This is a genomic window from Acidovorax sp. GW821-FHT09A11 (assembly GCF_059418365.1).
Map to the genome: position 1 here is coordinate 117304 of NZ_JBWKPS010000005.1, position 26555 is coordinate 143858.

Consider the following 26555-nt stretch of genomic DNA (forward strand, 5'->3'; position numbering starts at 1 on the left):
CTGCCAGAGAGGGCAAGGAAGGGCTGCTCCGCAGCGAGGCCCGCGTCCCCCTCATCCCCTTGAGCGGGAAGGCGCCGAAGGCGACTCAGGGGGGTTACCTCATCACGCTGGCCTGCAGATGGCCCAGCACGATCATGGCCACCTGCAGCAGCACCAGCACGGCCAGGGGCGACAGATCGATCCCTCCGACCAGCGGGATGATGCGGCGAAATGGCCGCAACACCGGCTCGCACAGCCGGGCGATCACGTCCGAGAGTTGCGACCGTGCCTGCACCCAGGACATCACGGCATGGACGATCAGGAGGCCGATCAGCCCCGACACCGCCACACGCGCCAGCCCGAACAAGGCAAGCCACGGCAGCCACGCCCATGCGGACGCCGCGCCCAGCAGGAGCGTGAGCAGGAAATACTGCAGCAGTTGCAACAGCGCGGCCGCGACGAGGCTTGACACATCCCAGCGCCCCACGGGCCGAATCACCTTGCGCAGCGGCATGACCAGCCAGTCCGTCAGTGCAAAAACCAGCCCGCCGACAGGGTTGGAAAACGGGATGCGCTGCCATTGCATATACAGGCGCAGCAGGCAGGCCCCCGTGAGCAGGCCACCAACAACGTCGAGCAGGAATGAGGCGATCTGGTAGAGCATGGATGAGACAAAAGCAAGGGGCCGCTGCGAAAGCAGGCTGCGCCATGGGATGATAGCGGGCCAAGGCATTCCCCCATTCATGACACAACCCCTCACCCTGTCATCCTTGCCCCTTTTCCCCCTGGGTTCCGTGCTGTTCCCGGGCGGTGTGCTGGCCCTGCGCGTGTTCGAGGTGCGCTACCTGGACATGGTGCGCAAATGCCATCAGGCCGGTGCGCCTTTTGGCGTGGTGGCCCTCACGCAAGGCCGCGAAGTGCGCCAGGCCGGCGCGCCCGAAGAGCAATTCAACGACGTGGGCACCCTGGCGGTCATCGAGCAGATCGACACGCCGCAGCCCGGCCTGATCACCCTGCTGTGCCGGGGCGGCCAGCGCTTTCGCATCACCCAGCGCAGCCACCTGCCCCATGGCCTGTGGATCGCCGATGTGGGGCATATCGACCAGGACCTGACCGTCGCGGTGCCAGAGGATCTCAAGAAGGCCGCGACGGCGCTCGCGCAGGTGCTCCACACCCTGCACCAGCGTGACCCGGACACCCCGACCGCGATCATCCCGACGGCTGCGCAGCTGGACGACTGCGGATGGGTGGCCAATCGCTGGTGCGAACTGCTGCCCGTGCCCCTGGAACTCAAGCAGCGCCTGATGGAACTGGACAACCCGCTGGTGCGGCTGGAGCTGGTCGGGGACGTGCTCGAGCGTACGGGGATTGCGCCAACACAATGAGCCGCAAACCCGCCGCCATCCCACCCAGCCTCCCCTTTGAACGCCCATGCTGAACCGCATCCTGGGCTGGTCGCGCGCAGCCAAGCGCGTTGTGGTGGTGGCGATGGACGTTTGCCTGGGCCTCGTCGCCATGTGGCTCGCCTTCACGCTGAGGCTGGAGACACCGCACTGGCCCGAAGGCATGCAGTGGCTCGCGTATGCACTGGCCCCGGCCCTGGCGTTTCCCATTTTCGCCAAACTGGGGCTGTACCGCGCGATATTCCGCTATACAGGAATCACGGCACTCATCACCACCGGCAAGGCGGTGGCCATCTATGGAGCACTCCTGCTGGGCTGCCTCCTGGCAGCGCAATGGGAAGGCGTGCCACGCAGCGTCGGCGTTCTGCAGCCCCTGCTGTTCATGCTCCTGGTGGGCTCCAGCCGCGCACTGGGGTGGCTGGCGCTGGCCGGCCACAGCAGCCATGCCCCCTACCGCCTGCTGATCTACGGAGCCGGCAGCGCTGGCGCCCAGACCGCAGCGGGACTGGGCGCCATGCGCCAGTACGTGCTCAAGGGCTTTGTCGATGACGATCCGAGCAAGGTCGGACGCAGCATCAACGGAGTGCGGGTGCATTCCCCCACTGCACTGCCCGAGGTGGCGCGCCGGCTCGCGATCACCGATGTGCTGCTGGCACTGCCCAGCACCACGCGCCTGCGGCGCCGGCAGATCATCGAAAGCCTGCGCCAATTGCCCGTTCGGATACGCACCCTGCCCGGCCTGTCGGACCTCGCCAGCGGCCGGGTCACGGTCACCGACTTCCAGGACCTCGAGATCGAGGACCTGCTGGGCCGCGAACCGGTGGCCCCGGACCCTGGCTTGCTGGGGCGCGATCTCGAGAGCGCCGTGGTGATGGTCACCGGCGCCGGCGGCAGCATCGGCAGCGAGCTGTGCCGGCAGATCGTGCGCGAGGGCCCCCGCCAGCTGCTGCTCGTGGATCACAGCGAATATGCGCTGTATTCCATTCACCACGAGCTGCAGGCGCTCGCCCACCAGGGCGCGCACCAGTGCGCCCTGGTACCCCTGCTCGCCAGCGTCAACCAGAAGCAGCGCATGGACGACATCTGCCAGCAGTACAGCCCCACCTCCATCTACCACGCAGCCGCCTACAAGCACGTGCCCATGGTGGAAGCCAATCCGGGCGAAGGCATCCTGAACAACGTGTTCGGCACGCTCAATATGGTGCAGGTCGCGCTGAAGCATGGCGCTCGCCACTTCGTCCTGATTTCCACAGACAAGGCTGTTCGCCCCACCAACATCATGGGCGCCACCAAGCGTGTGGCAGAAATGGTGCTGCAAGCCGTCGCGGCGTCCCAGCGCATGCCTTTCGGGCTCTCGGCCGAAAGCCCACCGGGCTGGAGATGCCCGACACGCCTGTCCATGGTGCGCTTTGGCAATGTGCTGGGCTCCAGCGGCAGCGTGATACCGCTGTTCCGCCAGCAGATCGCGGCCGGCGGCCCCCTCACGGTGACGCATCCCGATGTCACGCGCTATTTCATGACCATCGCCGAAGCGGCCCAGCTCGTGCTGCAGGCGGGGACGATGGCGGACGGGGGCGACGTATTCCTGCTGGACATGGGCGAGCCGCTACAGATCCTGGACCTCGCGCAACGCATGGTGGCCCTGTCGGGCCTGACAGTGCGCGACGACCAGCACCCCGAGGGCGACATCGAAATCGTCTTCACGGGATTGCGCCCCGGCGAGAAACTCTTCGAAGAGCTGCTGATTGGAGACAACCCGCTGCCCACCGTCCACCCCCGCATACTGCGGGCCCGCGAGGAGTTTCGCCCCTGGGCCGAACTGCAGGCCCTGCTGCAGTCACTGCAGCAGGCCGCGCGCGATGGCGATCGGGCCGCCATGACGGCCCTGCTGGGCCAGCTGGTGCCGGGCTACCGTCCTGAAACACAAGCACTGCCATGAAGCCGGGACTCCTGCGGGCAACGCTGACCCTGCTCACGGGCAGCGTTGCGGCCCACGCCATTCCACTCGTGCTGGGCCCGGCGCTCACGCGCCTGTACAGCCCGGAGGCCTTCGGGCAGTTCGCGCTGCTGTGGGCGTTGGCCACCAACATGGCGGTGGTCGGCTGCGCGCGCTACGAATTCGCACTCCCCCTGGAATCCACGGAGCCACGGGCTGCCGAACTCATGGCTTTGTGCGCGCGCGTGCTGCTCGCGGTGACGGCGGCTTCCGCCGCAACTGCTGCCGTGCTCATGCTCTGGCAACGCATGCCGATGGCCTGGGCACTGCCCTTCGCGGTGCTGGCGGGCGGCGCCATGCAATGGCTCACCATGTGGGCCACCCGGTCGCAGCGTTTTGGACTGCTGTCGGCGGCAAGGCTGCTGCAGCAAGGTGGGGGCGCCATCCTGCAGCTCGTGCTCGGCCTGCTGAAGGCCGGCCCCCTGGGCCTGGTGCTCGGGGCCACGCTGGCCAGCCTGGGAGGGGCTTGGATGCTGGCCCGGCCGGCGCCAGCCGGGGGCTGGACGGCCATGTGGCGCCAGCCCCTTGCCAGGCTGCGGTCCATGGCCCTGCAGCACAAGGACTTCCCCCTGCTCAACACGCCACACGCGTTCATGGGTGCGCTGCAGGATACGCTCACGCTGGTGCTGGTGGCAGCCTGGACAGGGGACGCCTCAGCGGGGTTCTGGGCCCTGGCACTGCGCTATCTCAAGGCCCCGGCAACCCTCGTCGGGGGTGCGCTGTCGCAAACCCTGTACCCGCGCCTTCTGAAGGCAGAGAGCCCTGGCGACGCCCGGGCGCTGGTGCGCCGGGCCATGCTGGGGCTCGCTGCCCTGGCCTGCCCGCTCGCGGCGATCCTTCTCCTCTGGGGGCCGGATATTTTCGCCCTGGCCTTTGGGGCAAGATGGACCCAGACAGGGGAACTTGCACGGGCCATCGCCCCGTACATCGCCCTGCACTTCGTGGCGTCACCCCTTGCCGTGGTCACCATGGCCTGGAATGCACAGGCCTGGGCGCTGCGCCTGGCATTGATCGGACAATGCCTTTTCTTCGCCGGACTGCTGCTGGGCCTGTACCTGGGCGGCCTGCAAGGTGCCGGATGGGGCGTGTCAGCGAGCATGCTGGCCTACTTTGCCTATTATTTCTGGGTGTTGGCGAACTGGAGGGAGGTGCCCCATGAGAGCCGTGTTTAACCGATGGCGCCGCCGCCTCTGGCATGCGCTGCTCCATCGCATCGTCTTCGGGGAAAGCAACCACCTCGGCCAGCCTCTGCCAAACACCCGCATCGCCCCCAGCACCTGCATCGAGGGGGAGCACGCACTGCGGCTGGCAGACCACGTGTTCATCGGCCAATTCAATTTCATCGACGCCACAGCGGGCCTGCAGATTGGGCAAGGGGTCCAGATCACCAACTTCGTCAGCATCGTGACGCACAGCTCCCACCGCGCCATTCGCCTCCTGGGCAGCGGCTACGCAGTCCACGAGGGCTCCAAGCCTGGCTACATCAGCGCGCCCATCGAGATCGGCGCCTACACCTTCATCGGCCCCCACAGCCTGATCGAAGCCGGCACGCGCATCGGCAAAGGGGTGGTGGTGTGTGCCTACTCGCAGGTGCGCGGCGAGGTGCCCGACTTCGCCATTGTTGCGGGGGTCCCGGCGCGCCAGATCGGCGACGTGCGCGAACAGGATGAGCGCCTGCTTTCGCAGCATCCAGAACTGCGCCCGCACTACGAATCCTGGACGCGGACGATCTGACATGGCAACACACCTGTGCCTCCTGGGTGATGCCACCAGCCCCCATGTTCAGCGGTGGGCGCGGGAAATGCTCCAGCGTGGCTACCGCGTTTCGCTGATCACGGCACGCCCCGCGTCCATCGATGGCGTCACCGTGCGGGCCATCCGGCCCGTGCACCGCTCGCTCGACTGGCTGTTCCGTGTCCGGGAAACCAGGCGCCACGTGGCCGAACTGGCCCCCGACCTCCTGCATGCCCATTACGTCACCTCCTACGGCTATCTGGCCGCACGTTGCGGCAAACGTCCGGTGGTAATGACCGCCTGGGGAAGCGACCTGTTGGTGACCCCCGGCAAGAGCGCCTGGATGCGCTGGCTGACCGGCTGGATACTGCGCCAGGCCGACCTCATCACCGGCGACTCCGCCAGCCTGATAAGCGCAGTGGCCCAATTCCGACCCCGCTGCACCACCGAGGAAATCCACTGGGGGGTGGAACTGCAGCGCTTCCACCCCGTTCCCTGGAGCCACAAGCAAGGCAGCCAACTGGTGAGCCTGCGCGCCTGGGAACCCAACTACAACATCGACACCATCATCGAGGCATTCGCTCTTCTGCAGGCGCGGTTGCCCTCGGCCGACCTGCGCTTGCACCTGCTCGGAGGAGGCAGCATGGAAAGCGCCCTGCGCAGCCAGGTGCACAAGGCGCAGCTGGACAACAAGGTGCAGTTCCACGGCCGACTCGATGATGCGGGCATGACCCGGGTACTGGGCGAAGGCAAGATATCTGTCTCGGTGCCCAGCAGTGACGCAACATCCGTCGCCATGCTGGAGAGCATGGCGTGTGGCCTCGCGGTGGTCGCCAGCGAACTGCAGGCCAACCGGCACTGGATCGACCCGCAGTGGCTGGTTGAGGCGGGGAGCGCCACAGCGCTCGCCGCCCGGCTGGAAGCCCTGATCGCCAACGACACCCTGGCGGAACAAGCCGGCCTGCACAATGCCACCCGCATCGCCCAGGACGGCGACCGCGCGGTACAGATGAACCGCATGCACGCGCTGTACCAGCAGTTGCTCCATACACCTTGAACCCCATGCCCCAAGGCCTTGAATTGGACAACCTGATCAGCGTGATCGTGCCGTGCCGCAACGAGCGCCAGCACATTGACGCATTCTGCGACTCCGCCCTTCGCCAGCAACTCCCGGCGGGCTGGCGCATGGAAGTGCTGATTGCAGACGGCGACAGCGATGACGGCACGCGCGAGCACCTCCTGCAGCGCTGTGCTGCGGACCCACGGCTCGTCCTGGTGGACAACCCCGGCCGCATTGTCTCCACCGGGCTCAACGCCTGCATTGCCCGCGCGCGGGGCGGCACCATTGCCCGCATGGACGTGCACAGCCAGTTTGCCCCCGACTACCTTGCGCAGTGCATCGAGGCGCTCGAACGCACCCGCGCCGACAACGTGGGCGGCCCGTGGGTGGCCCGGGGAACCGGGCCCGCCGGGGCCGCCGTCGCCGCCGCCTTCCAGTGCCGCTGGGTGGTGGGCGGCGCGCGCTCGCGCGATGACCAGTACGAAGGCGAGGTGGATACCGTCTACCTGGGATGCTGGCCCCGCAGCGTGTTTGACCGGTTCGGACTGTTTGACGAAGCCCTGGTGCGCAACCAGGACGACGAGCACAACCTGCGCATGCGCCTGGGGGGGGCACGCATCTGGCAGAGCCGGCTCATCCATTCCACCTACCACCCGCGCAATTCGCTGCGGCACCTGTTCGCGCAACAACGGCAGTACGGCTACTGGCGGCCTTTTGTGATGCGCAAACATGGGCAGCCAGGCTCCGTGCGGCAGCTGGTGCCTGCAGCATTTGTGGCCAGCGCGGTGGCCAGCGCCGTGGTGTTGCCCTGGTCCGCCTGGCCCGGGGCCGCGCTGGGCCTCGCCTACGCAACCTATCTTCTGGCGGCATCGGTGGCGGCAGCCCGATCGGCCCGCAACTGGGGGCTGCTGCCCCGCCTCCCGGCGACGATTGCGGCGTTTCATGTGGGCTACGGCCTGGGCACCTGGCGAGGGCTGTGGGACGTTGCACGCTCGCGCGCGCCTTCCTCCGACTTTGCACGCATCACGCGATGACCGACAACGAACCCCAGGCCGTCAAAACCCGCTACGCACGGCGCGACCCAGCGACCGATGAAGCCCGCTACAGCCTGTATGCCAATGCGGCGGCGCTGCAGGCGCAGCAGGAGCGTCTCCGTGCCATGGCAGGCATCTGGCAGGCCCACGGCTGGAGCAGCCTGGCCCACCGGCCGATGCTGGAAGTTGGCTGCGGAAGCGCGGGCAATCTGCACGACCTGGTGCGGCTGGGTGCCACCCCCGCCTGCCTGACGGGCCTGGAGCTTCTTCCCGAACGAGCCGCCGCAGCGCGCGCCTCGCTGCCAGCGGACGCGGCCATTTTGGAAGGAGATGCCGTCTTGGCCCCGGTGCAGCCTGCCAGCCAGGATGCCGTGCTCGCCTTCACGCTCTTCAGCTCTTTGCTCGACGAGGGCTATCGCCGCCATCTGGCCCAGGCGATCTGGCAATGGGTCGCGCCCGGCGGCGGAGTGCTGGTCTATGACTTTGTCGTCAACAACCCTGCCAATGCCGATGTGCGAGGCATGCCCCTGCGCGAATTGAAAACGCTGTTTCCCGCCGCGCAGATACACTCGTGCCGCCTTACCCTGGCGCCCCCGCTCGCGCGGCGCCTGCCCCCACCGATGATTCCTCCCGCATCCACCTTGCTCTGGTTCCTGCGCACCCACCGCCTGACCTGGGCCGTGAAGCCCCGTTGAGCACCGCCTGCCCGTCTGGACGCCCTCCATGCCCCACCCTTCTTCCCCTGACCTGCCCTTCCTGCCGTTCGCCCGACCCGATATCGGTGCTGCGGAAATCGATGCCGTCAGCGCAGCCCTGCTTTCGGGGTGGGTCACGACCGGGCCCAAGACCAAGGAGTTCGAGCAGGCATTCACCGCCTTCCTGGGGGGCGACGGGCTCCAGAGCCTTGCCGTCAACTCCGCCACGGCGGGTCTGCACCTTGCGCTGGAGGCCCTGGGCATCGGCCCCGGCGACGAGGTGATCGCGCCCACACTGACCTTCACCGCCACCGTGGAGGTGGTGCGCTACCTGGGCGCCGAACCGGTACTGGTGGATGTGGACCCGGTGACCCTCAACATCGACCCGGCCAAGGTGCGCGCCGCCATCACGCCCCGAACAAAAGCCATCATGCCCGTGCACTACGGGGGCCTGGCCTGCGACATGGACGCCATCCTGTCCATCGCCAAAGAACACCAGCTCAAGGTGGTGGAAGACGCAGCCCATGCCTTGCCCACCACCTGGCGCGGCACCCTGGTGGGGCAACTGCAATCCGATGTCACGGTGTTCAGCTTCTACGCCAACAAGACCATCACCACCGGAGAAGGCGGCATGGCGGTGACGCGCGACCCGGAGCTCGCCAAGCGCATGCGCGTGATGCGCCTGCACGGCATGAACCGGGATGCCTTCGACCGCTTCACGTCCAAGACGCCCGCCTGGTACTACGAGGTGGTCGCTCCGGGATTCAAGTACAACATGACGGACGTTGCAGCCGCCATGGGCGTGGAGCAACTGGCGCGGCTGCCGCAATTCGTGCAGCGACGGCAAGACCTGGCAATCCGCTACCACGAACAGCTGGCGCCCCTGCCCCTGACCTTGCCAGCCACTGCGCCACCAGGCGACACCCATGCGTGGCACCTCTATGTCATCCGGCTGCGGGCGGACGCGCCACTGGGGCGTGACGAGGTCATCCAGGCACTGTCGGACAGGGGCATCGGCACCAGCGTGCACTATGTGCCGCTGCACCGGCACCCGTACTGGCGCGACCGGTACCAATTGACGCCCGCCATGTTCCCCCAGGCCGATGCAGCCTACCAGGCCATGATCAGCATCCCCTTGTTCACCGCCATGAGTGACAGCGACCAGGACCGCGTGATTGCAGCGCTGCACGAGGTGCTGCGCTGACATGCCCAAGCGGCTGTTCGACCTTTTCTTTGCTGCCCTCGGCTTGCTGCTGCTCGCCCCCGTGCTGCTGGCCGTGGCACTGTGGGTGGTGCGGGATTCGCCCGGTCCAGCATTCTTTCGCCAGCAGCGCGTGGGCCGCGCAGGCAGGTTGTTCCGCATCTACAAGTTCCGCACCATGCACCCGCGCGCCGAAGCTGCTGGCCCGGCGATTACCGTAGGGGCCGATGCCCGCATTACCCGGGCCGGCCACTGGCTGCGGCGCACCAAGATCGATGAATTGCCCCAGCTTTTCAACGTGCTGCTGGGCCACATGAGCCTCGTCGGCCCCCGGCCTGAGGTGCCGCACTATGTCGCGCTCTACCCGGATTCCGTGCGGGAACTGGTGCTCAGCGTGCGGCCGGGCATCACAGACCGCGCCTCCATCGAATTCCGCGACGAAAGCACCTTGCTGGGCCAGAGCGGCGATCCGGAGCGCACTTACGTGGAGCAGATCCTGCCGATCAAGCTCCGCTACGCCGCCGACTACGCCCGCTCGCACACGCTCTGGACCGACCTGAAGATCATCGCCGGAACGGCATCCGCGCTGTGGAGCGACCGTCCGTCCAGGGGATAAGGACCAGTCGGCACCCCGTAGCCGATAAAATCAGGGGTTTGGCTGAACCCAGCCCCAAAATTTCACGCCCCCGCACCGACGGCACCTATGTCAGACCAAAACCACGCCCCCGCTCCCCAGGACGAAAACCAGCTCATCGCCGAGCGCCGCGAAAAGCTCCGCGCTCTGCGCGAGGCCCAGGCCAACGGCGGTGGCGTTGCCTTCCCCAACAACTTCAAGCCCGGCCACAAGGCCGCTCAGTTGCACCTGGAGCACTGCGCTGCCACGAACGAGGCCCTGGAAGCCACGCCGGTGAACGTCTCGGTGGCCGGCCGCATGATGCTCAAGCGCGTCATGGGCAAGGCCAGTTTTGCCACGGTGCAGGATGGCTCGCTGGGCGACGTGGGCGGGCGCATCCAGCTTTACGTGACCCGCGACGCCGTGGGCGAAGAGCTGTATGCCGCCTTCAAGCACTGGGATCTGGGCGACATCGTGGGCGCCGAAGGCACGCTCATGAAGACCAAGACGGGCGAGCTGTCGGTCAAGGTGACCGGCCTGCGCCTCTTGACCAAGAGCCTGCGCCCCCTGCCCGACAAGTTCCACGGCATGGCCGATCAGGAGCAGAAGTACCGCCAGCGCTATGTGGACCTGATCACCGACGAGCAGGCCCGCAAGCGCTTCATGGCGCGCAGCAAGGCGGTGAGCGGCCTGCGCGAGTTCATGGTGGGCCACGGCTTCCTTGAAGTCGAAACGCCCATGCTGCACCCCATCCCGGGCGGCGCCAATGCCAAGCCGTTCGTCACGCACCACAACGCGCTGGAGCAGGAGATGTACCTGCGCATCGCGCCCGAGCTGTACCTGAAGCGCCTGATCGTGGGCGGTTTCGAGCGGGTATTCGAGATCAACCGCAGCTACCGCAACGAGGGCATCTCGGTGCGCCACAACCCCGAGTTCACCATGATGGAGTTCTACGCGGCGTACTGGAACTACCTCGACCTGATGGACTTCACCGAGACGCTGATCCGCGAAGTGGCGCTCAAGGCCACGGGCTCGCTGCAAATGACCTACCAGGGCCGCGCCGTGGACCTGACGCAGCCGTTCGCGCGCCTGACCATCCGCGAAGCGATCTTCCAGTACACCGAAGCCGGCGCCCACGTGGACGATGCCGCGTGGCTGGTCAGCGCGCTCAAGAAGCTGGGCATGACCGAGGAGAAGGACAAGCTCTCGGCACGCACGCTGGCCAGCCTGCAGGTGCTGTATTTCGAAGAAACGGTGGAAGACAAGCTCTGGCAGCCGACGTTCATCATGGAGCACCCGACCGAGATCTCGCCACTGGCACGCGCCAACGATGCCCGCCCCGAGGTCACCGAGCGTTTCGAGCTGTACATCACGGGCCGCGAGTTCGGCAACGGCTTCAGCGAGCTGAACGATGCCGAAGACCAGGCCGCGCGTTTCCATGCCCAGGTGGCCGCCAAGGACAGCGGCGACGACGAGGCCATGTTCTACGACCATGACTTCGTGCGGGCGCTGGAATACGGCATGCCCCCCACGGGGGGTTGCGGCATCGGCATCGACCGCCTCATGATGCTGCTGACCGACAGCCCCAGCATCCGCGACGTGATTCTTTTCCCAGCGCTGCGCCGGGAGTCCTGAGACCGCATCCGCAGCGCCCGGCCGCCACGTCCGCCTGATCGCGCCGTTTCACAGGACACACCAGGAGCCACCGTGCCATTCATCTCCAGCACCGCCCCTTATCCGGCCAACGCGCCACTGCCCGCGGGCGCAGGCTTTTCGGTGCTGGTGGTCGAGGACCAGGGCTCCGTGCGGGCCGCGCTGGTGGCCGAACTGCGGCGCGCGGGCGTGTCCGCCATCTTCGAGGCCCCGGAGGGCAGTGCGGCACTGCACCTGTTCAAGGCCCACCGGCCCGACCTGGTGCTGCTGGACATCAAGCTGCCCGGCAAGGATGGCTACTGGGTGGCGCAGCAGATGCGCGAGAGCGAGGCCGGCGACTGGACGCCCATCATCTTCCTGTCGGGCCTGGACAACGAGCTCGACGTCTGGCGCGGCATCGAAGTGGGGGGCGATGACTACCTGGTCAAGCCCGTGAGGCCCATCGTGCTGATGGCCAAGCTGCGGGCCATGCGGCGGCTGCTGGACATGCGCCGCAGGCTCGTGTCGGTATCGGCCGAGCTGCACCTGGCCAACCAGCGCCTCAACGAAATGGTCGAGGTCGACGCGCTGACCGGCCTGGTCAACCGCCGCGGCTTCGACCGCATCCTGCACAACGAGATCCTGGCCGCACGCCGCGATGCCACGCCGCTCACGCTGATGCTGTGCGACCTGGACCACTTCAAGCTCTTCAACGATGCCAGCGGGCATGTGCAGGGCGATGCCTGCCTGAAAGAGGTGGGCCGCCTGCTGCGCGAGGTCTGCGTGCGCCCCCGGGATGTGGCTTCGCGCTATGGCGGCGAGGAATTCGCCCTCATCCTGCCAAACACGCCGCGCTCGGGCGCGATGACCTTTGCAAGGGCATTGGCGCAGCTGCTCAAGGTCCGCGCCATACCGCATGCGGATTCGCCACTGGGCAGCATCCTGACACTGTCGGGCGGCATCACCACCTGCGTGCCCGACGACAGCACCAATGCCGAAAGCATGATCATGCGGGCCGACCAGGCCCTGTATGCCGCCAAGGCCCAGGGCCGCAACCGCTTCTTCAGCTTTGAAATGCAGATGGACACCGTGGAGCAATTGCGCAATTGAGTTTCTTTTCCGCCTTCTCGTTCGACGCCACCGAGCGCAGCGCGCGCACCGCCGTTTCGCGCATGCAAATCCTGAAGGCCCGCCTGCCCGACTGGGTGCAGGACTGGCTGGAGGTCATCATCCCCGGCACGCAGATCCTGCTGATCCTGTTTGTCGCCTGGCTGCTGCAGCGCATGCTGCGCCGCATCGTGCGCCGCGCCAGTGCGCACTACCAGGTGCCCGACGAGCTGGTCGTGCCCATGAACGGGCTCATCCGCTGGTTCATCGTGGCGGGCGCCCTGCTGCTGGTGCTCGAGCGCATGGGAGTGTCCGCCACCGTGCTCTGGACGGCATTCACGGGCTTCGCCACGGTGGGCGCCGTGGCGTTCTTTGCCGCGTGGAGCGTGCTCTCCAACCTGTTCTGCGCGCTGCTCATCTTCACGGTACGGCCCTTTCGCATCGGCGACTACATCGAGGTGCTGGACACCGCGGAGAAACCGGGCGCCAAGGGCCGGGTGGTGGACATCAACCTGCTGTACACCACGCTGGAGGACCATGGCGCAGCAGCGGGCCAGGTGGCCTGGTTGCAGATTCCGAATGCGTTGGTGTTTCAGCGGGTGGTGCGCAGATTCCAGGGGGTGCCACCGCCGCCCGCGCCCCCCTCCAGCGCTGCGCATGCCGCGGAAAGTGCGCCGGCGGCCCCGCCACCGGTCACGCCCGGGCCTTTCAACACGCCATAGCGCAACCAACCGGGCGCGGCACGGCCCTGCGCCGGGCCGCGCGCAAGCGGTTGCTCTGCGTCAGGGCAGCAGGTCGAGCGCCTGCAGGTAGGCGGGCTGGTACATCAGCTCGTCCCACGCCTGGGGCAAGGTTTCGGGCAGCAGCGCCAGACGGCGGGACTCGCTGTCCACGCTCGGCTGCCAGCGGCCCTGGGCGCGGGCCTGGTCCAGGCCGGCGATGAGTTCATCCACCGCGCGGCCATCGCCCACGCTCTGGTTGCACAGCAGCACGAGGTCGCAGCCGGCCTGGAGCGCCGCCACGGCCGCATCGGTGTAGCCGACCACCTGGCCGTCCAGGCGGCGTGCGCCTTCCATGCTGAGGTCGTCGCTGAAGATCGCGCCATCAAAGCGCATCTGGCGGCGCAGGATGTCCTGCAGCCAGCGCTGCGAGAAACCCGCGGGGCGGCTGTCGACCTTGGGGTAGATCACATGGGCCGGCATCACGCTGGTGAGCGTGCTGCTGAGCCAGGGGTACGGGGCGGCGTCGTCGGCCAGGATGGCCTTGAGGCTGCGCTTGTCCACGGGTACCTCGGTGTGCGAGTCGGCCTTGACGAAGCCGTGCCCGGGGAAGTGCTTGCCGCAGTTGGCCATGCCGGCCTGCAGCAGACCATGCATGAGGCTCTTGGCGAGCAGCGCCACCACGCGCGGGTCGCGGTGAAAGGCGCGGTCGCCGATCACACCGCTTTCACCCCAATCGAGGTCGAGCACGGGCGTGAAGCTGAAGTCCACACCGCAGGCGCGCAGCTCGGCGCCCAGCACATAGCCCGCCGCCGTGGCCGCATTGGTCGCACGCAGCGCGCCGCTGCCGGGCACGGCCCTGGCACCCTTGCCGTCGTCCATCCACATGTCGCCCAGCGCGCGCATCGGCGGCAGGTGCGTGAAGCCATCGGTGCGAAAGCGCTGCACGCGGCCGCCTTCGTGGTCCACGCAGATCAGCAGGTCGTCGCGCACGGCCTTGATGCTGCTCGTGAGCTGCAGCAGCTGCGCGCGGTTCTCCCAGTTGCGGGCAAACAGGATGATGCCGCCGGTCAGCGGGTGCGCGAGGCGGCGGCGGTCAGCGCTGGTCAGCTCTTTGCCAGCCACGTCGAGGATGAGGGGTGCGTGTTCGGTCATGGGTTTCAAGAATGATTTTGCTATGCAAATAATAGCTATCAGCGCTTGCCAATCAAGCGCTGGAGGCCGATTTTTCTTCAGCCCTCTCGACCACGCAGAAACTGGCGGCGTAGTCGGTCTCGTCGGTCACGCTCAGGTGCGCCTGCAGCCCCCGGACCTCGAACCATTCCTTGAGCGCGCCGTGCAGCACGATGACTGGCTGGCCGGATGGCAGCTTGGCGACCTCGCAGTGGCGCCAGGTCATGGGCATGCGCATGCCCAGGCCAATGGCCTTGCTGAAGGCTTCCTTGGCGGAAAAGCGCGTGGCCAGGTAGCGCAGGCCCCGGTCGGGCCAGCGGCTGCTCCTCTCGCGCCAGGTGGCCAGTTCGCCGTCGGCCAGCACCTTCTGGGCAAAGCGTTCGCCGTGGCGCTCCAGGCTGGCCGCGATGCGGCGCACGTCGCAGATGTCGGTGCCGATGCCGTAGATCATGGTCTTTTTTTTGAGTCAAATCAGCCGCCAGTGCTTATTCATCAAGCGCAAGCAGCTATCAAATCAGGAGTTATCTGCCTGTGCCGCAAAACCCGACCGGATGCAGCCCAGGTAGGCCAACACCGTGGCGGCGTAGCCCAGCTCCAGCGCGTCGGCGATCAGTGCATGCCCAATCGAGACCTCCAGCACGCCGGGCACGCCGCGCACGAAGGCGGCGAGGTTGTCGCGGTTCAAGTCGTGGCCCGCATTCACGCCCAGGCCCGCATCCAGCGCGGCCTGTGCGGCCGCAGCGTAGCGTTTTAGCTCAACCTCCTGCTGCGGGGTGCCCCAGGCGGCGGCATAGGGCTCGGTGTACAGCTCCACCCGGTCAGCGCCCACCGCCCTGGCGGCGGCCATCTGCTCCGGCACCGGGTCCATGAACAGGCTCACGCGCACACCCAGTGCCTTGCACTCGGTGATCAGAGGCGCCAGGCGCCCGGCATCCTGCGGAAAGCTCCAGCCGTGGTCGCTGGTGAACTGGTCTTCGCTGTCGGGCACGAAGGTCGCCTGGTGGGGGCGCACCTGGCGGATGAAGTCCATCAGGTTCTGCGACGGGTTGCCTTCGATGTTGTATTCGCGATCGGGCCAGGCCTTCATCAAGGCGGCCAGCTCGAACACGTCCTGGCCGCGGATGTGCCGCTCGTCGGGCCGGGGATGCACGGTGATGCCCTGCGCGCCCGCCCGCAGGCACAGCTCGGCCGCGCGCGTGACGCTCGGAATGCCCAGGTGGCGCGTGTTGCGCACCAGGGCGACCTTGTTGACGTTGACCGACAGGGCGGTGGTCGGGTGCGAGGGACGGTGTGGCTGGTTCATAGGGCCTGCAGGTCGATCATGAGCTGGCGGGTGCGCAGCGTCGGGCTGCCGCAATGGTATTGCAGCAGGGCACGCAGCTGGGGCTTGAGTTCGGCCGAGACGGCAACGCAGGCCCGCAGTGTGGCGGTATAGCTGGCGGCATCGTCCAGCGCCCGCTGCAATGCCTGCCACTGGCTGCCCGGCAGCCCGCCCCGCTCGGCCGCCGAGGCAGCGCGCAGGCCTCCTTCGGGGACCAGCGTGTAGCGCGTGCCGGCCTGCAGGGGGGCCAGGGTCATGGTCTGGACGTCGAGGCTCGGCAACAGGCCGATCTCGCGCAGCAGCAGCAGTTCGAAACTGCGCAGCACGGGCTCCAGGGCGTCACCATGCTCGCTGGCCAGCACCCGCACCACGCCCGCGTAGGCGTCGAACAGCGCGGCGTGCGGGTCCGCGCGGGCCAGCAGGCGCAGCAGCAGTTCGTTGAGGTACAGGCCCGACAGCAGGGCGTCGCCCGTGGGCATCACGTGGCCGCCCACCCACTCGGCGCCCTTGAGCGCGTGGATGTCCGCGTCGCCATTGCCGGCCAGGGTGTAGGTCAGCAGCAGGGGCTGCAGCGGCAGCAGCACCGGGCGGAAGTTGGAGCTGGGCTTCTTCGCGCCCTTGGCCACCAGGGCGACGCGGCCGTAGTGGCGGCTGAAGACCTCCAGGATCAGGCTGGACTCGCTCCAGTCGTAGCTGTGCAGCACGAAGGCAGGTTCATCGGAGATGCGCTTGGCGGCAGCCACGTGGGGGATCGCAGGGATAGGCGTGAGGATGGAGTGTGGTGGCGGCTCAACCAACGCCGGCCACCCGGCGGGCAGCGGGCGCTGATGGCATGCACTTACTCGTAGCCGAAGGAACGCACCCGGGCTTCATCGTCAGCCCAGCCGGAGCGGACCTTGACCCACAGCTCCAGGAACACTTTGGCATCCATGAGCTTTTCCAGCTCCTGCCGCGCCTCGGTGCCGATGCGCTTGAGCCGCTCACCCTTGTCGCCGATGACCATCATCTTGTGGTTGTCCCGCTCCACCACGATGGTGGCGGCGATCTTGACCAGTCGCTTGTGCTGCTTGCTCGCCTCTTCCTCGAACTTGTCGATGACGACGGTGGAGGTGTAGGGCAGTTCATCCCCGGTGAAGCGGAACAGCTTTTCGCGCACGGTTTCGGAGGCCAGGAATTTCTCGCTGCGGTCGGTCAGTTCGTCCTCGCCGTACCACCAGCCCTGCTCGGGCAGGTATTTTTCGCAGATGCCGAAAAGGCGCTCGATGTCGCCCTTGTTCTTGGCCGACATGGGCACGAATTCGGTGAACGGATGGCGCTCCTGCATGCTCTTGAGCCAGGGCGCGATCTCCGCGCGGCGGTGCACCATGTCGAGCTTGTTCGCCACCAGGAGCGTGGGAATGCCGGGCTTGAACAGCGAGAGTACCTTGGCATCGGCCAGCGTGAAGTTGCCGGCCTCCACCACGAACAGGATCAGGTCCACGTCGCCGATCGCCCCCATCACGGTCTTGTTCAGGGACTTGTTGAGCGCGGTGGCGTGGCGCGTCTGGAAGCCCGGCGTGTCCACGAAAATGAACTGCGTCTGCTCGCGGGTGCGGATGCCGGTGATGCGGTGGCGCGTGGTCTGCGCCTTGCGCGAGGTGATGCTGATCTTTTGCCCCACCAGCGCATTGAGCAGCGTGGACTTGCCCACGTTGGGCTTGCCCACGATGGCGATCACGCCGCAGCGCTGGCCGGGGACGGCCGCGGGGGCGCCCGCCGCCGCGAGCATGGCCTCCAGGTCATTTTGCGCCCCTGCGCTTGCTGCACCTTCGTCACCAGCTACATCTTTGGTAGCATCATTCATAGATTCTTTGCTTTCAATGTGGCCAGCATGGCCACCGCTGCGGCCTGCTCGCCGGCCCGGCGGGAGCCGCCGATGCCACGCTCGGTCAGGCCCAACTCGGGAATGTCGCATTCGACATCGAAGGTCTGGCGGTGCGCCGCCCCGACCGTCGCCACCACGCGGTACTGCGGCAGCTTCATTTTGCGGCCCTGGAGCCACTCCTGCAACGCGGTTTTGGCATCCTTGGACGCCGCCTGCATCTGCGGGTTGATCTCGACACCCTGGAACAGGCGGTGCACCAGCGCCTCCGCGCTGCCATACCCCGCGTCAAGGTACACCGCGCCGATGAGCGCCTCCAGCGCATCGGCCAGGATGGACGGCCGCTGCTGGCCGCCGGATTTGGACTCCCCCTCCCCCAAACGCAGCACCTCGGAAATCTTGAGGCCCAGCGCCAGCTGGTGCAGGGTGTCCTGCTTGACGAGGTTGGCACGGACACGGGACAGATCCCCCTCCGGCAGGGCCGACAGCCGCTGGTACAGCAGGCTCGCGACCGCGAGATTCAGCACGGAGTCCCCCAGGAACTCCAGCCGCTCATTGTGATCGGCCGAAAAACTGCGGTGCGTGGTGGCGCGCTGGAGAAGGGATGGATCGGAAAAAACATGCTGCAGGCGGGACTGCAGCGCTTGAAGGCCGGCGTGCACTAGTTGGTCTGTCCTTCAAAGCGGTAGACAAGATAGGCCGGGCCCGCCAGCGCGATTTCGCGGGAGTACTTATAGGACACCACGACCTTGTCGCCACGCTTGCCCACCTCCAGGTCCTTGCCCTGGATGGAGGCAATGTTGTCAATTGCCGCTGAGCGGTCAAAAGCGGCCCGAACACCAGCCACGGAGCTTTCTACTTTGGCCTTTTCAACGGCTTTTTTAATGGCCACATATTCAAGAAAAATGGGAACCGACTGGCCGCCAATGGCGAAAACAGCCACAGCCAGGACACCAATGAAGACCAGACCAAAAAAAGACAATCCGCGCTGGCGCGACCGGCTGGCCACGCGATGGACTTTCACCATGATGTATTCCCTCTCCTTGTTTGCCTTGACGGCCGTGGCTTAGTGGAATGAACCGATGCGCTTGAGGTTACCGAAATTCATCCAGACAAAAAAGGCCTTCCCGACGATATTGCCTTCTGGAACGAATCCCCAGTAGCGCGAATCGAGCGAGTTGTCCCGGTTGTCCCCCATCATGAAATAGTGGCCTTCCGGCACCTTGCAGACGACGCCTTCGACACTGTAGCGGCAGTTTTGCCGGTAGGCAAAATTGCTCGCGCCCTGCACGAAGGCAGGAACATCGGGGTTGTTCAGCAAGCGATGCGGCTGCGGGCCCAGTTGCTCTTCAAACTGCTTGAAGTAGCGCATCGAATCCTCTTCGAAGAAATCCGGCGCTGCCTTGGTATCCACGGCTTGGCCGTTGATCGTGAGGCGCTTGTTGAGGTAGGCGACCTCGTCCCCCGGCACGCCGACCACCCGCTTGATGTAGTCCAGGCTGGGCTGCGGCGGGTAGCGAAACACCAGCACATCCCCCCGCGCAGGCTTGGTGCCTTCGGTGATCTTGGTGTGTATGACCGGCAGGCGGACACCGTAGGTGAACTTGTTCACCAGGATCAGGTCGCCCACCAGCAGCGTGGGAATCATGGAACCCGACGGAATCTTGAAAGGCTCGAACAGAAATGACCTCAGCAGGAACACCGCGACGATCACCGGGAAGAGTCCTGCGGTCCAGTCCAGCCACCAGGGCTGCATGAGCAGCCTCCCCTTGGCTTCCTGGACATCCACATCAACCTTCTGGATGCCCATGCGGTCCAGTTCGGCGCGGCGCTGCACGGCGGCATCTTCCACGGCCTGGGCCGCCCGGCGGCGCTGCGGCAAAAAGTACAGCCGCTCGGCCAGCCAGTAGGCACCCGTGACCACCGTGGCCAGGAACAACAGCAGGGCAAAGTTGCCTTCCACGGCCCCAAAGTACCAAGCGCCGATATACCCGCCAAATGCGGCCAGCACCACAGAGGTGAGAATCTGCATGGCCTGCATCAGTCTTCCACCTGCAAAATGGCCAGGAAGGCCTCCTGGGGCACTTCGACCGATCCAATCTGTTTCATGCGTTTCTTACCTGCTTTCTGCTTCTCGAGGAGCTTGCGCTTGCGGGTGATATCACCGCCGTAACATTTTGCCAGCACGTTCTTGCGCAATGCCTTGATGGTTTCGCGCGCAATGATGTTGGCACCGATAGCGGCCTGGATGGCCACGTCGTACATCTGGCGGCTGATGATCTCGCGCATCTTGGCGACCACGGCACGGCCGCGGTACTGCGATTGCGAGCGGTGCACGATGATGGACAGCGCGTCGACCTTTTCACCATTGAGCAGGATGTCGACCTTCACCACATCGGAGGCGCGGTATTCCTTGAACTCGTAGTCCATGGAGGCATAGCCGCGCGACACCGACTTGAGCTTGTCGAAGAAGTCGAGCACGATTTCGCCCAGCGGCATTTCGTAGGTGAGCATCACCTGGCGGCCGTGGTATGCCATGTTCATCTGCACGCCGCGCTTCTGGTTGGCCAGTGTCATCACCGGGCCCACATAGTCCTGCGGCATGTACAGATGCACCGTGACGATGGGCTCGCGGATCTCCTCCAGCCGCCCCTGGTCCGGCATCTTGGAGGGATTCTCGACCATGATCACTTCGCCATCGGCCTTGACCACCTGATAGACCACGCTGGGCGCCGTGGTGATGAGGTCCTGGTCGAACTCCCGCTCCAGGCGCTCCTGCACGATTTCCATGTGCAGGAGCCCGAGGAATCCGCAACGAAAACCAAAGCCCAGCGCCTGGCTCACTTCGGGTTCGTAGTGCAGCGAGGCGTCGTTGAGCTTGAGCTTTTCCAGCGCATCGCGCAGCGAGTCGTACTCGCTCGCTTCGGTGGGGTACAGCCCCGCGAAAACCTGCGGCTGGATTTCCTTGAAGCCGGGCAAGGCCTCGGCGGCGGGGCCTGCGTTGTTGGGCAGCTTCTTTTCCAGCGTGATCGTGTCGCCGACCTTGGCGGCCTGCAGCTCCTTGATGCCCGCGATGATGTAGCCCACCTGCCCCGCATCCAGCGAATTGCGCGGCTCGTTGGCGGGCGTGAACACCCCCAGGTTGTCGGCGTTGTACACGGCGCCACTGGCCATCATCTTGATGCGCTCGCCCTTGAGCAGCCGCCCGTCCACCACGCGCACCAGCATCACGACGCCGACATAGCTGTCAAACCAGCTGTCGATGATCATGGCCCGCAGCGGACCCTGCGCATTGCCGCGCGGCGCGGGCACCTTGGCGACGATGGCTTCCAGGATCTCCTCGATGCCCATGCCCGTCTTGGCGGAACATGGAATGGCATCCGTGGCGTCGATGCCGATCACGTCCTCGATCTCGGCCTTGGCGTTGTCCGGATCCGCATTGGGCAGATCCATCTTGTTGAGCACCGGCACGACCTCGACACCCAGGTCCAGCGCCGTGTAGCAGTTCGCGACCGTCTGGGCTTCGACGCCCTGGGATGCATCGACCACCAGCAATGCGCCCTCGCAGGCAGACAGCGAGCGGCTCACTTCATACGAGAAGTCCACATGACCCGGCGTGTCGATCAGATTGAGGTTGTAGACCTGGCCATCCTGTGCCTTGTATTGCAGTGCCGCCGTCTGCGCCTTGATGGTTATCCCACGCTCCTTTTCGATGTCCATCGAGTCCAGAACCTGGGCCTCCATCTCACGGTCCGCAAGGCCGCCACAGCGCTGGATCAAGCGATCAGCGAGCGTCGACTTGCCATGGTCGATGTGCGCAATGATGGAAAAATTTCTGATGTGGTTCATCAACGGAAAGCGTCAAGTGATTGAATTAAAACGGAGCACACAAGAAAAAAGGGCGCGTCGAATGGCGACGCGCCCTGAACCAACAATCATTGGCAACTGCGATAGTTGGAGCTTCATTGTAGGCAAAAAGCCCGCAGGAAAAAGCCCATACGACTGCATCCAGGGGGAGTTGCCAGGGTGCAACAGGGCTTTTATTCACAACTTATTCACAGTCTGCACAACAACAACGCTGGACAACTTGTGGGTGAGCTGTGGATCAGCTGTGCATTGCACCAGCGCATCCCGCATCGTGAATCCGCGCCTGGCCAATATACAGATTAGCGTTGAACAGGAGCCTCTATTCTATCGAATCCAGTTGATAGACCTTGAAAAAGTTAGCAAAAGCTAACATTCATGCCTTCGGAGAGGTTCCAGCAAAAACGCCAAAAAACCTTTCGCCGCGGTCAAATAGCCCATTGCAAAAGTGGGGAATCGCCGCCCAGGCGCCCCCACCCGCACATCCGACGCCTCAGCGTCCGGGCCGGATCAAGGCATATTGCGCCCACTCTCCGCGCCGGTACAGCACATTGATGGCCTTGCTCTTGTCCGCCTTTGCCAGCACGGCTTCGAACTCCTTGACCCCCGACACCTCGGTGTTTGCGATCGCAAGAATCACGTCACCTTCGCGCAGGCCGGCACGCGCGGCAGCCTCCGCGGCGGTCGCCACCAGTACCCCGCCCTTGACCTTGAGTTCCTTCTTCTGCGCATCGGAAAGTTCAATCACCGCCAGCCCGATTTGCTGCGCAGCGGCCGATGCCTTGGGCTTCTCTTCCCGTTCTGCCGCTTTGGCGGCCGCGGGCTTGTCAGGCTCGATCTCGGCAATGGTGATGCCCAGATCCCGCGAAGCGCCCCGGCGGAATACGGTCATGGTGCTCTTGGTGCCGGGCTTGGTGTTGCCCACCAGCCGGGGCAAATCAGCCACCTTCTCGATGGTCTTGCCATCGAAACGGGTGATGATGTCCCCCGCTTCCACCCCGGCCTTGTCTGCCGGCGATCCAGCCTCCACGCCGGTCACCAGGGCCCCCTGCGCCTTGCCCAGGCCAATCGATTCCGCCACGTCCTTGGTGACCTGTCCGATCTGCACGCCGATGCGACCCCGCGTGACCCGCCCGGACGCGCGCAATTGTTCGCTCACCCGGATGGCTTCATCCATCGGGATGGCAAACGAAATACCCATGAATCCACCCGAGCGCGAATAGATCTGGCTGTTGATCCCCACCACCTCGCCGCGCATGTTGATCAGGGGCCCCCCCGAGTTCCCAGGGTTGATGGCCACGTCGGTCTGGATGAAGGGCAGGTAGTCGCCGGTATCGCGCTGCTTGGCACTGACGATGCCCGCGGTCACCGTGTTCTCCAGCCCGAAAGGCGAGCCAATCGCCATGACCCACTCTCCGACACGCAGGCGCCCCAGATCACCCACCTTCACTGCGGGCAGCCCGGTGGCCTCGATCTTGACCACGGCCACGTCCGTGCGCTTGTCCGCGCCGATGATCTTGGCCTTGAACTCACGCTTGTCGGTCAGCGTGACGATCACTTCATCGGCCCCCTCCACGACATGCGCGTTCGTCATGACAAACCCGTCCGTGGTCAGGATGAAGCCCGAGCCCACGCCACGGGGCTGCTCGTCGTCCTGGGGCCGCTGCGGGCGCTGCTGCCTCGGCACGTTGGGAATCGGCACTCCGAAACGGCGGAAGAACTCCAGCATTTCCTCGTCCATGCCATTCGCGCTCGCGCGGCTCGACGCCTTTTCCACGGTCCGTATGTTGACCACGGACGGGCCCACCTGGTCCACCAGGTCGGTAAAGTCTGGCAGGCCACGCACAGCCGCGGCGGGCTGCGCGAAGGCGGCCTGGGGCAAAAACGCTCCACCGGCAACCCCGGCGAACATGCACGCAAATGCTACGGAGCGCAGCGCATTTCCATCGAACTTCGGCATCATCGACCTTTCGTGAATTGTGACGAACGCAGTCATCAAACTGTATGTAACTGTGAAGAGTGTGCGGCCATTTGGTTCCCGCGCTGACAGTGCTGTCTGCATGCCCCTCTGAAGGGCAGGCCGCAACCCGCAGCGGCCCGCCACCCCACGGAGTGGCAGCCGCGCAATCAGCGGGTGCGCTCCAGTTGCCCGGCAAACAGGCGAAGGGTCTGCAGCGGCACCTCTCCGACCGCGGTGAGCCACACATCGGGCAAGACCCGCATCGCCAGCAATTGGGTGGCGCCCATGCTCGACACCTGGGGCTGCGCCGGGTGCCGCTGGGGATCAAACGGCTCCACGAACAGCGAGACCGACGCGAGGCCATCGGAGTACAGGCATTGCAGAACGCCCTGGGCATCGTCCGCGGCAGACACCGCGCGCCGATGGCAACTCACCGGAACAAATCCCGCGACCGGCTGGCGCAAGGCCCACCCCTCGGCCGACGCGGTGGTCTTGACCACGGCCGGTGCCACGACCTTGTAGCCCTCCGTGGCATCCATCAGGCGCGAGAGCTGCTCCACTCGCACGGGCGCATTCAGATCCAGCTCTGAAAACGCGGCCTGCTCCAGAACGCGGCCATCCGCAGCCAGTGTCTGCAGCTTCACGACAAGGCCGGTGTCCCGCTCGCTCCACAGCCTGTAGCCGAAACGCAGGGAGTCCACCGGCTTGAACCACACCACGTCCGCGACAAAACCCGCCACCCGCTCCTGCCCCACCGAACGCGAGACATAGAACTGGGAGATCGACGTGCCGTTGACCACAGGAACGCGCGGAAACTGCCCCGAGGCTTCGCGGCGGTCCGAGCGGACCACCCGGGACTGGGGCCAGAAAGTGCGCACCTCGTCATCGCGCCGGAAAATAGTCCGCGGCGTGCCGCTCAGCGCCTCCACGCGCTCCATCTGATGCTGCCCTTCACAGGCGTGCCAGATGCGCGAACTGGCCATCGCGCCCGAGGCTGCAAGCACCACGAAGGTTCCCGCATAGGGCCGGATGCAGGGCGCGCTGTGCATGCGCTCAATCCATTGCACGATGGTGCGCGCCGCGGGCACCGGGGCCGCGTCTCCCAACGGACGAGGCGACTTTTCCGGTTGCGCCTCCCCCATCGCGGCGGAAAGCCCCGCCACGCACAGAAGCACCGCCACCCACCCGGACCTGAACCACCGACATGGCGCAATCACGCTAATGCCCGCAACCCCTGTATTGGTCATCGCACGGTCTCAGCACAAAGAGCCATCCTTGACTCAGCGGCCGGGGGTCTCAAATGTCGCATTGCGCAGGAAGCCCGCGGGCATCTGCAGGGCGGAAGTGCTGCCAAACTGCTTGTGCGCCGCCAGCAACTCGTCCAGGCGGGGATCGCGAATCATCACCTGTGCCCCACCTTCGGCATCCGCCACGGCCACCACGGGCGTGCCAGCGGTGCTGGGCGCGGATTCCGGCGCAAGAGCGAGCTGGGCACCGCCCGACGGACCCGCCGCACCAGTGCCTTGCAGGCTGGCCAAGGAGGTCCATCCAATCGCGGCCACCGCCGCCAGCGACGCAAAACCAGCGACCATCTTCCAGCGGAAGACGGACGCATTGGCGGCACTCTCCATCACGGGAGCCACCACCGCCACCTGCACCGGGGGCTGAACGCCCAGGGCAGGCCCTTCCTTGGCGAGCTCATCGCGCAGCCGTGCCATGAAATCCGGGCTGGAGGGCCGCGCCAGATCGGACGAACGCAATACGTCACCCACCAGGTGGTAGAGCTGCCACGCCGCATGCCCCTCGGCTTGCTCCGCGTAGGCCAGGGCATCGGCCAACTCATCCCCCTGCAACTGGCCATCGGCCAGTGCAGACAACTGTTCGCGCCTGTGCATCTCATTCACCACGGCGCCCTCTGCCAATCCATCGCTACGTACAGCCTTGTTCATTTCATTACCTCACCACCGTTTGCCCGACTGGTTTTCAAGCAAGGGGCGCACTTTTGCCGAAATGGCCTCACGCGCCCGGAAAATCCGGGACCGCACCGTGCCAATGGGGCAATCCATGGCCGTTGCGATCTCTTCGTAACTCAGTCCCTCGATCTCGCGCAAGGTCACCGCCTGGCGCAGATCTTCGGGTAATGCCTCCATGGCCGCATTGACGGCTTGCGCGATTTCTCGGGCCGCGAGCACGGTTTCGGGGGTTTCTTCGCTGGTTAGTTCGTGTCCGAGGCGGGAAGTTTCATCTTCATCCTCATTCCCTCGCAGCGCATTCTCCGAAATGACGGGATTGCGTTTCATGTCCATCAGCGCCTTCTTGGCGGTATTGACGGCAATCCGGTAGAGCCAGGTGTAGAACTGCGCATCGCCGCGGAACTGATGCAGCGCGCGGTAGGCACGGATGAACGTCTCCTGTGCGATGTCCTGCACGAGGTCGGTATCGCGCACCATGCGCCCAATGAGGCGCTCGATGCGGCGCTGGTACTTGATGACCAGTAGCTCATAGGCGCGCTGATCGCCCGCCACCGTGCGCTCCACCAGTTGGAGATCGCTGTCTTCGGAAGGGGAAGGCGGAATTACAGTCATGGATACTCAGGATTCACGCCCCACGGCTGCTGCCGGGGCGGTTTCGTCAGCGTTGCCAGCGCCCGGTCTGGGGCGCGAATATACCGCACGGCGCAGATCCATCCAACGTTCAGGCTGGGTGGAACGCTCCAGCCACAGCCAGATGCGGCCGCGCCCCGCGGGCCGCGCACGCAGCCACAGATGCGATTGCACGTCGAGAAGGACTTCCGGGGAAGCGGAAAGTGCCGCCAATGCGTCGCCGGGCTGCCCACTCTCCAGAGCCCAGGACTGTCCGTCCCAGCGAATGGCACCAGAAAACTGGTGAACCCAGAAGTGCAGTGCGCTGGCGGCGGCCACGAGCCAGAGCCCGCCGCCGGCCAGAACAGGCCAGAGGGAGCCCGCACCCGAGCCTCGAAAGAACCACGCCCCGAGCCCGCCCGCGCCTGCCAGCAGCACGCCAGCCAGCACACAGCCCAGGGCACGGCTGCGCCGCAGGGGGTACAGCACCGCCGGCGGCCGCCGCGAGGAGATCACGTCCATGGCGCGCCACCGGTCACCAAAAGCCCACGGCCCAAGCCGGGGCACAGCTTCGCGGCGGGCCCGCCCTCGGGCTCAAGGCAACAACAAGGCAGAAAGGCC

General features: G+C 65.7%; 28 protein-coding genes. 13 read left to right on the top strand and 15 right to left on the bottom strand.

Annotation, left to right across the window (positions count from 1 at the left end; translation table 11 throughout):
- Positions 1-94: 94 nt before the first annotated feature.
- Positions 95-643: a YggT family protein gene (locus AC07PV_RS14870; protein WP_218295574.1), complete on the bottom strand. Its 549-nt coding sequence runs from the start codon at positions 641-643 to the stop codon at positions 95-97.
- A 79-nt stretch (positions 644-722) separates the two neighbouring features.
- On the opposite strand from AC07PV_RS14870, the gene AC07PV_RS14875 reads away from it, so the two are divergent.
- The 12 genes from AC07PV_RS14875 (at position 723) to AC07PV_RS14930 (ending at position 13176) form a co-directional block, all read left to right on the top strand.
- Positions 723-1364: an LON peptidase substrate-binding domain-containing protein gene (locus AC07PV_RS14875; protein WP_218295575.1), complete on the top strand. Its 642-nt coding sequence runs from the start codon at positions 723-725 to the stop codon at positions 1362-1364.
- 46 nt (positions 1365-1410) lie between these two features.
- A complete protein-coding gene (locus AC07PV_RS14880) occupies positions 1411-3321 on the top strand; it encodes a polysaccharide biosynthesis protein (protein ID WP_218340118.1) in 1911 nt (636 codons plus the stop codon).
- A complete protein-coding gene (locus tag AC07PV_RS14885) occupies positions 3318-4550 on the top strand; it encodes a lipopolysaccharide biosynthesis protein (protein ID WP_494630603.1) in 1233 nt (410 codons plus the stop codon). The genes AC07PV_RS14880 and AC07PV_RS14885 overlap by 4 nt, the downstream gene beginning before the upstream one ends.
- Entirely contained in the window at positions 4534-5112 is a 579-nt protein-coding gene (locus AC07PV_RS14890; RefSeq protein ID WP_218340116.1) for an acyltransferase, read from the top strand. Before AC07PV_RS14885 ends, AC07PV_RS14890 begins: the two co-directional genes overlap by 17 nt.
- 1 nt (position 5113) lies before the next feature.
- Positions 5114-6169: a glycosyltransferase gene (locus tag AC07PV_RS14895; protein WP_494630604.1), complete on the top strand. Its 1056-nt coding sequence runs from the start codon at positions 5114-5116 to the stop codon at positions 6167-6169.
- A 5-nt stretch (positions 6170-6174) separates the two neighbouring features.
- A complete protein-coding gene (locus AC07PV_RS14900) occupies positions 6175-7206 on the top strand; it encodes a glycosyltransferase family 2 protein (RefSeq protein WP_218295580.1) in 1032 nt (343 codons plus the stop codon).
- Positions 7203-7901 carry a class I SAM-dependent methyltransferase gene (locus AC07PV_RS14905; protein WP_494630605.1) on the top strand — a complete coding sequence of 233 codons (699 nt, stop codon included), beginning with the start codon at positions 7203-7205 and terminating at the stop codon, positions 7899-7901. Before AC07PV_RS14900 ends, AC07PV_RS14905 begins: the two co-directional genes overlap by 4 nt.
- 28 nt (positions 7902-7929) lie before the next feature.
- Positions 7930-9105, top strand: coding sequence for a DegT/DnrJ/EryC1/StrS family aminotransferase (locus AC07PV_RS14910; RefSeq protein ID WP_494630607.1), 1176 nt, complete (start codon positions 7930-7932; stop codon positions 9103-9105).
- A gap of 1 nt (position 9106) precedes the next feature.
- The gene (locus AC07PV_RS14915; RefSeq protein ID WP_494630608.1) at positions 9107-9718 is read left to right on the top strand and encodes a sugar transferase; all 612 of its coding nucleotides are present in this window, start codon (positions 9107-9109) and stop codon (positions 9716-9718) included.
- Between the two features lie 87 nt (positions 9719-9805).
- On the top strand, positions 9806-11350 hold the full coding sequence (lysS, locus tag AC07PV_RS14920) for a lysine--tRNA ligase (RefSeq protein WP_494630609.1): 1545 nt from the start codon (positions 9806-9808) through the stop codon (positions 11348-11350).
- An 81-nt stretch (positions 11351-11431) separates the two neighbouring features.
- A complete protein-coding gene (locus AC07PV_RS14925; protein WP_369643777.1) occupies positions 11432-12457 on the top strand; it encodes a GGDEF domain-containing protein in 1026 nt (341 codons plus the stop codon).
- A gap of 62 nt (positions 12458-12519) precedes the next feature.
- Positions 12520-13176: a mechanosensitive ion channel family protein gene (locus tag AC07PV_RS14930; protein WP_494630787.1), complete on the top strand. Its 657-nt coding sequence runs from the start codon at positions 12520-12522 to the stop codon at positions 13174-13176.
- 60 nt (positions 13177-13236) lie between these two features.
- On the opposite strand, the gene nagZ is transcribed toward AC07PV_RS14930, so the two are convergent.
- From nagZ to lepA, 9 genes are all read right to left on the bottom strand, one after another.
- Positions 13237-14328 carry a beta-N-acetylhexosaminidase gene (gene nagZ, locus AC07PV_RS14935; protein ID WP_218295586.1) on the bottom strand — a complete coding sequence of 364 codons (1092 nt, stop codon included), beginning with the start codon at positions 14326-14328 and terminating at the stop codon, positions 13237-13239.
- Positions 14329-14380: 52 nt separating this feature from the next.
- A complete protein-coding gene (gene acpS / locus AC07PV_RS14940; protein ID WP_218295587.1) occupies positions 14381-14797 on the bottom strand; it encodes a holo-ACP synthase in 417 nt (138 codons plus the stop codon).
- A 63-nt stretch (positions 14798-14860) separates the two neighbouring features.
- On the bottom strand, positions 14861-15649 hold the full coding sequence (locus tag AC07PV_RS14945; RefSeq protein ID WP_218340108.1) for a pyridoxine 5'-phosphate synthase: 789 nt from the start codon (positions 15647-15649) through the stop codon (positions 14861-14863).
- Positions 15646-16410 carry a DNA repair protein RecO gene (gene recO / locus AC07PV_RS14950; protein ID WP_218340107.1) on the bottom strand — a complete coding sequence of 255 codons (765 nt, stop codon included), beginning with the start codon at positions 16408-16410 and terminating at the stop codon, positions 15646-15648. Before recO ends, AC07PV_RS14945 begins: the two co-directional genes overlap by 4 nt.
- A gap of 95 nt (positions 16411-16505) precedes the next feature.
- Positions 16506-17510: a GTPase Era gene (gene era / locus AC07PV_RS14955; protein ID WP_218295590.1), complete on the bottom strand. Its 1005-nt coding sequence runs from the start codon at positions 17508-17510 to the stop codon at positions 16506-16508.
- Positions 17507-18190, bottom strand: coding sequence for a ribonuclease III (rnc, locus tag AC07PV_RS14960; RefSeq protein WP_218340106.1), 684 nt, complete (start codon positions 18188-18190; stop codon positions 17507-17509). Before rnc ends, era begins: the two co-directional genes overlap by 4 nt.
- Complete coding sequence (locus AC07PV_RS14965; protein ID WP_218340105.1) at positions 18190-18555, bottom strand: DUF4845 domain-containing protein; 366 nt, start codon at positions 18553-18555, stop codon at positions 18190-18192. The genes rnc and AC07PV_RS14965 overlap by 1 nt, the downstream gene beginning before the upstream one ends.
- A 39-nt stretch (positions 18556-18594) precedes the next feature.
- The gene (gene lepB / locus AC07PV_RS14970; protein WP_218295593.1) at positions 18595-19569 is read right to left on the bottom strand and encodes a signal peptidase I; all 975 of its coding nucleotides are present in this window, start codon (positions 19567-19569) and stop codon (positions 18595-18597) included.
- Entirely contained in the window at positions 19569-21377 is a 1809-nt protein-coding gene (gene lepA, locus AC07PV_RS14975; protein ID WP_218295594.1) for a translation elongation factor 4, read from the bottom strand. The genes lepB and lepA overlap by 1 nt, the downstream gene beginning before the upstream one ends.
- On the opposite strand from lepA, the gene AC07PV_RS14980 reads away from it, so the two are divergent.
- Positions 21367-21765 (top strand): hypothetical protein, encoded by a 399-nt coding sequence (locus tag AC07PV_RS14980; RefSeq protein ID WP_218340104.1) that lies wholly within the window; start codon positions 21367-21369, stop codon positions 21763-21765. The two genes, lepA and AC07PV_RS14980, sit on opposite strands and share 11 nt — an antisense overlap.
- Positions 21766-21885: 120 nt before the next feature.
- Here the strand turns inward: AC07PV_RS14980 and AC07PV_RS14985 are convergent, their stop codons facing one another.
- From AC07PV_RS14985 to AC07PV_RS15005, 5 genes are all read right to left on the bottom strand, one after another.
- Positions 21886-23304, bottom strand: coding sequence for a Do family serine endopeptidase (locus AC07PV_RS14985; protein WP_494630789.1), 1419 nt, complete (start codon positions 23302-23304; stop codon positions 21886-21888).
- Positions 23305-23519: 215 nt separating this feature from the next.
- A complete protein-coding gene (locus tag AC07PV_RS14990) occupies positions 23520-24401 on the bottom strand; it encodes a MucB/RseB C-terminal domain-containing protein (RefSeq protein ID WP_494630610.1) in 882 nt (293 codons plus the stop codon).
- Between the two features lie 231 nt (positions 24402-24632).
- Entirely contained in the window at positions 24633-25301 is a 669-nt protein-coding gene (locus tag AC07PV_RS14995; protein ID WP_218295597.1) for a sigma-E factor negative regulatory protein, read from the bottom strand.
- 9 nt (positions 25302-25310) lie between these two features.
- Positions 25311-25937: an RNA polymerase sigma factor RpoE gene (gene rpoE, locus AC07PV_RS15000; RefSeq protein ID WP_218295598.1), complete on the bottom strand. Its 627-nt coding sequence runs from the start codon at positions 25935-25937 to the stop codon at positions 25311-25313.
- Positions 25938-25943: 6 nt separating this feature from the next.
- On the bottom strand, positions 25944-26456 hold the full coding sequence (locus AC07PV_RS15005; protein WP_218340102.1) for a hypothetical protein: 513 nt from the start codon (positions 26454-26456) through the stop codon (positions 25944-25946).
- Between the last annotated feature and the right edge of the window lie 99 nt (positions 26457-26555).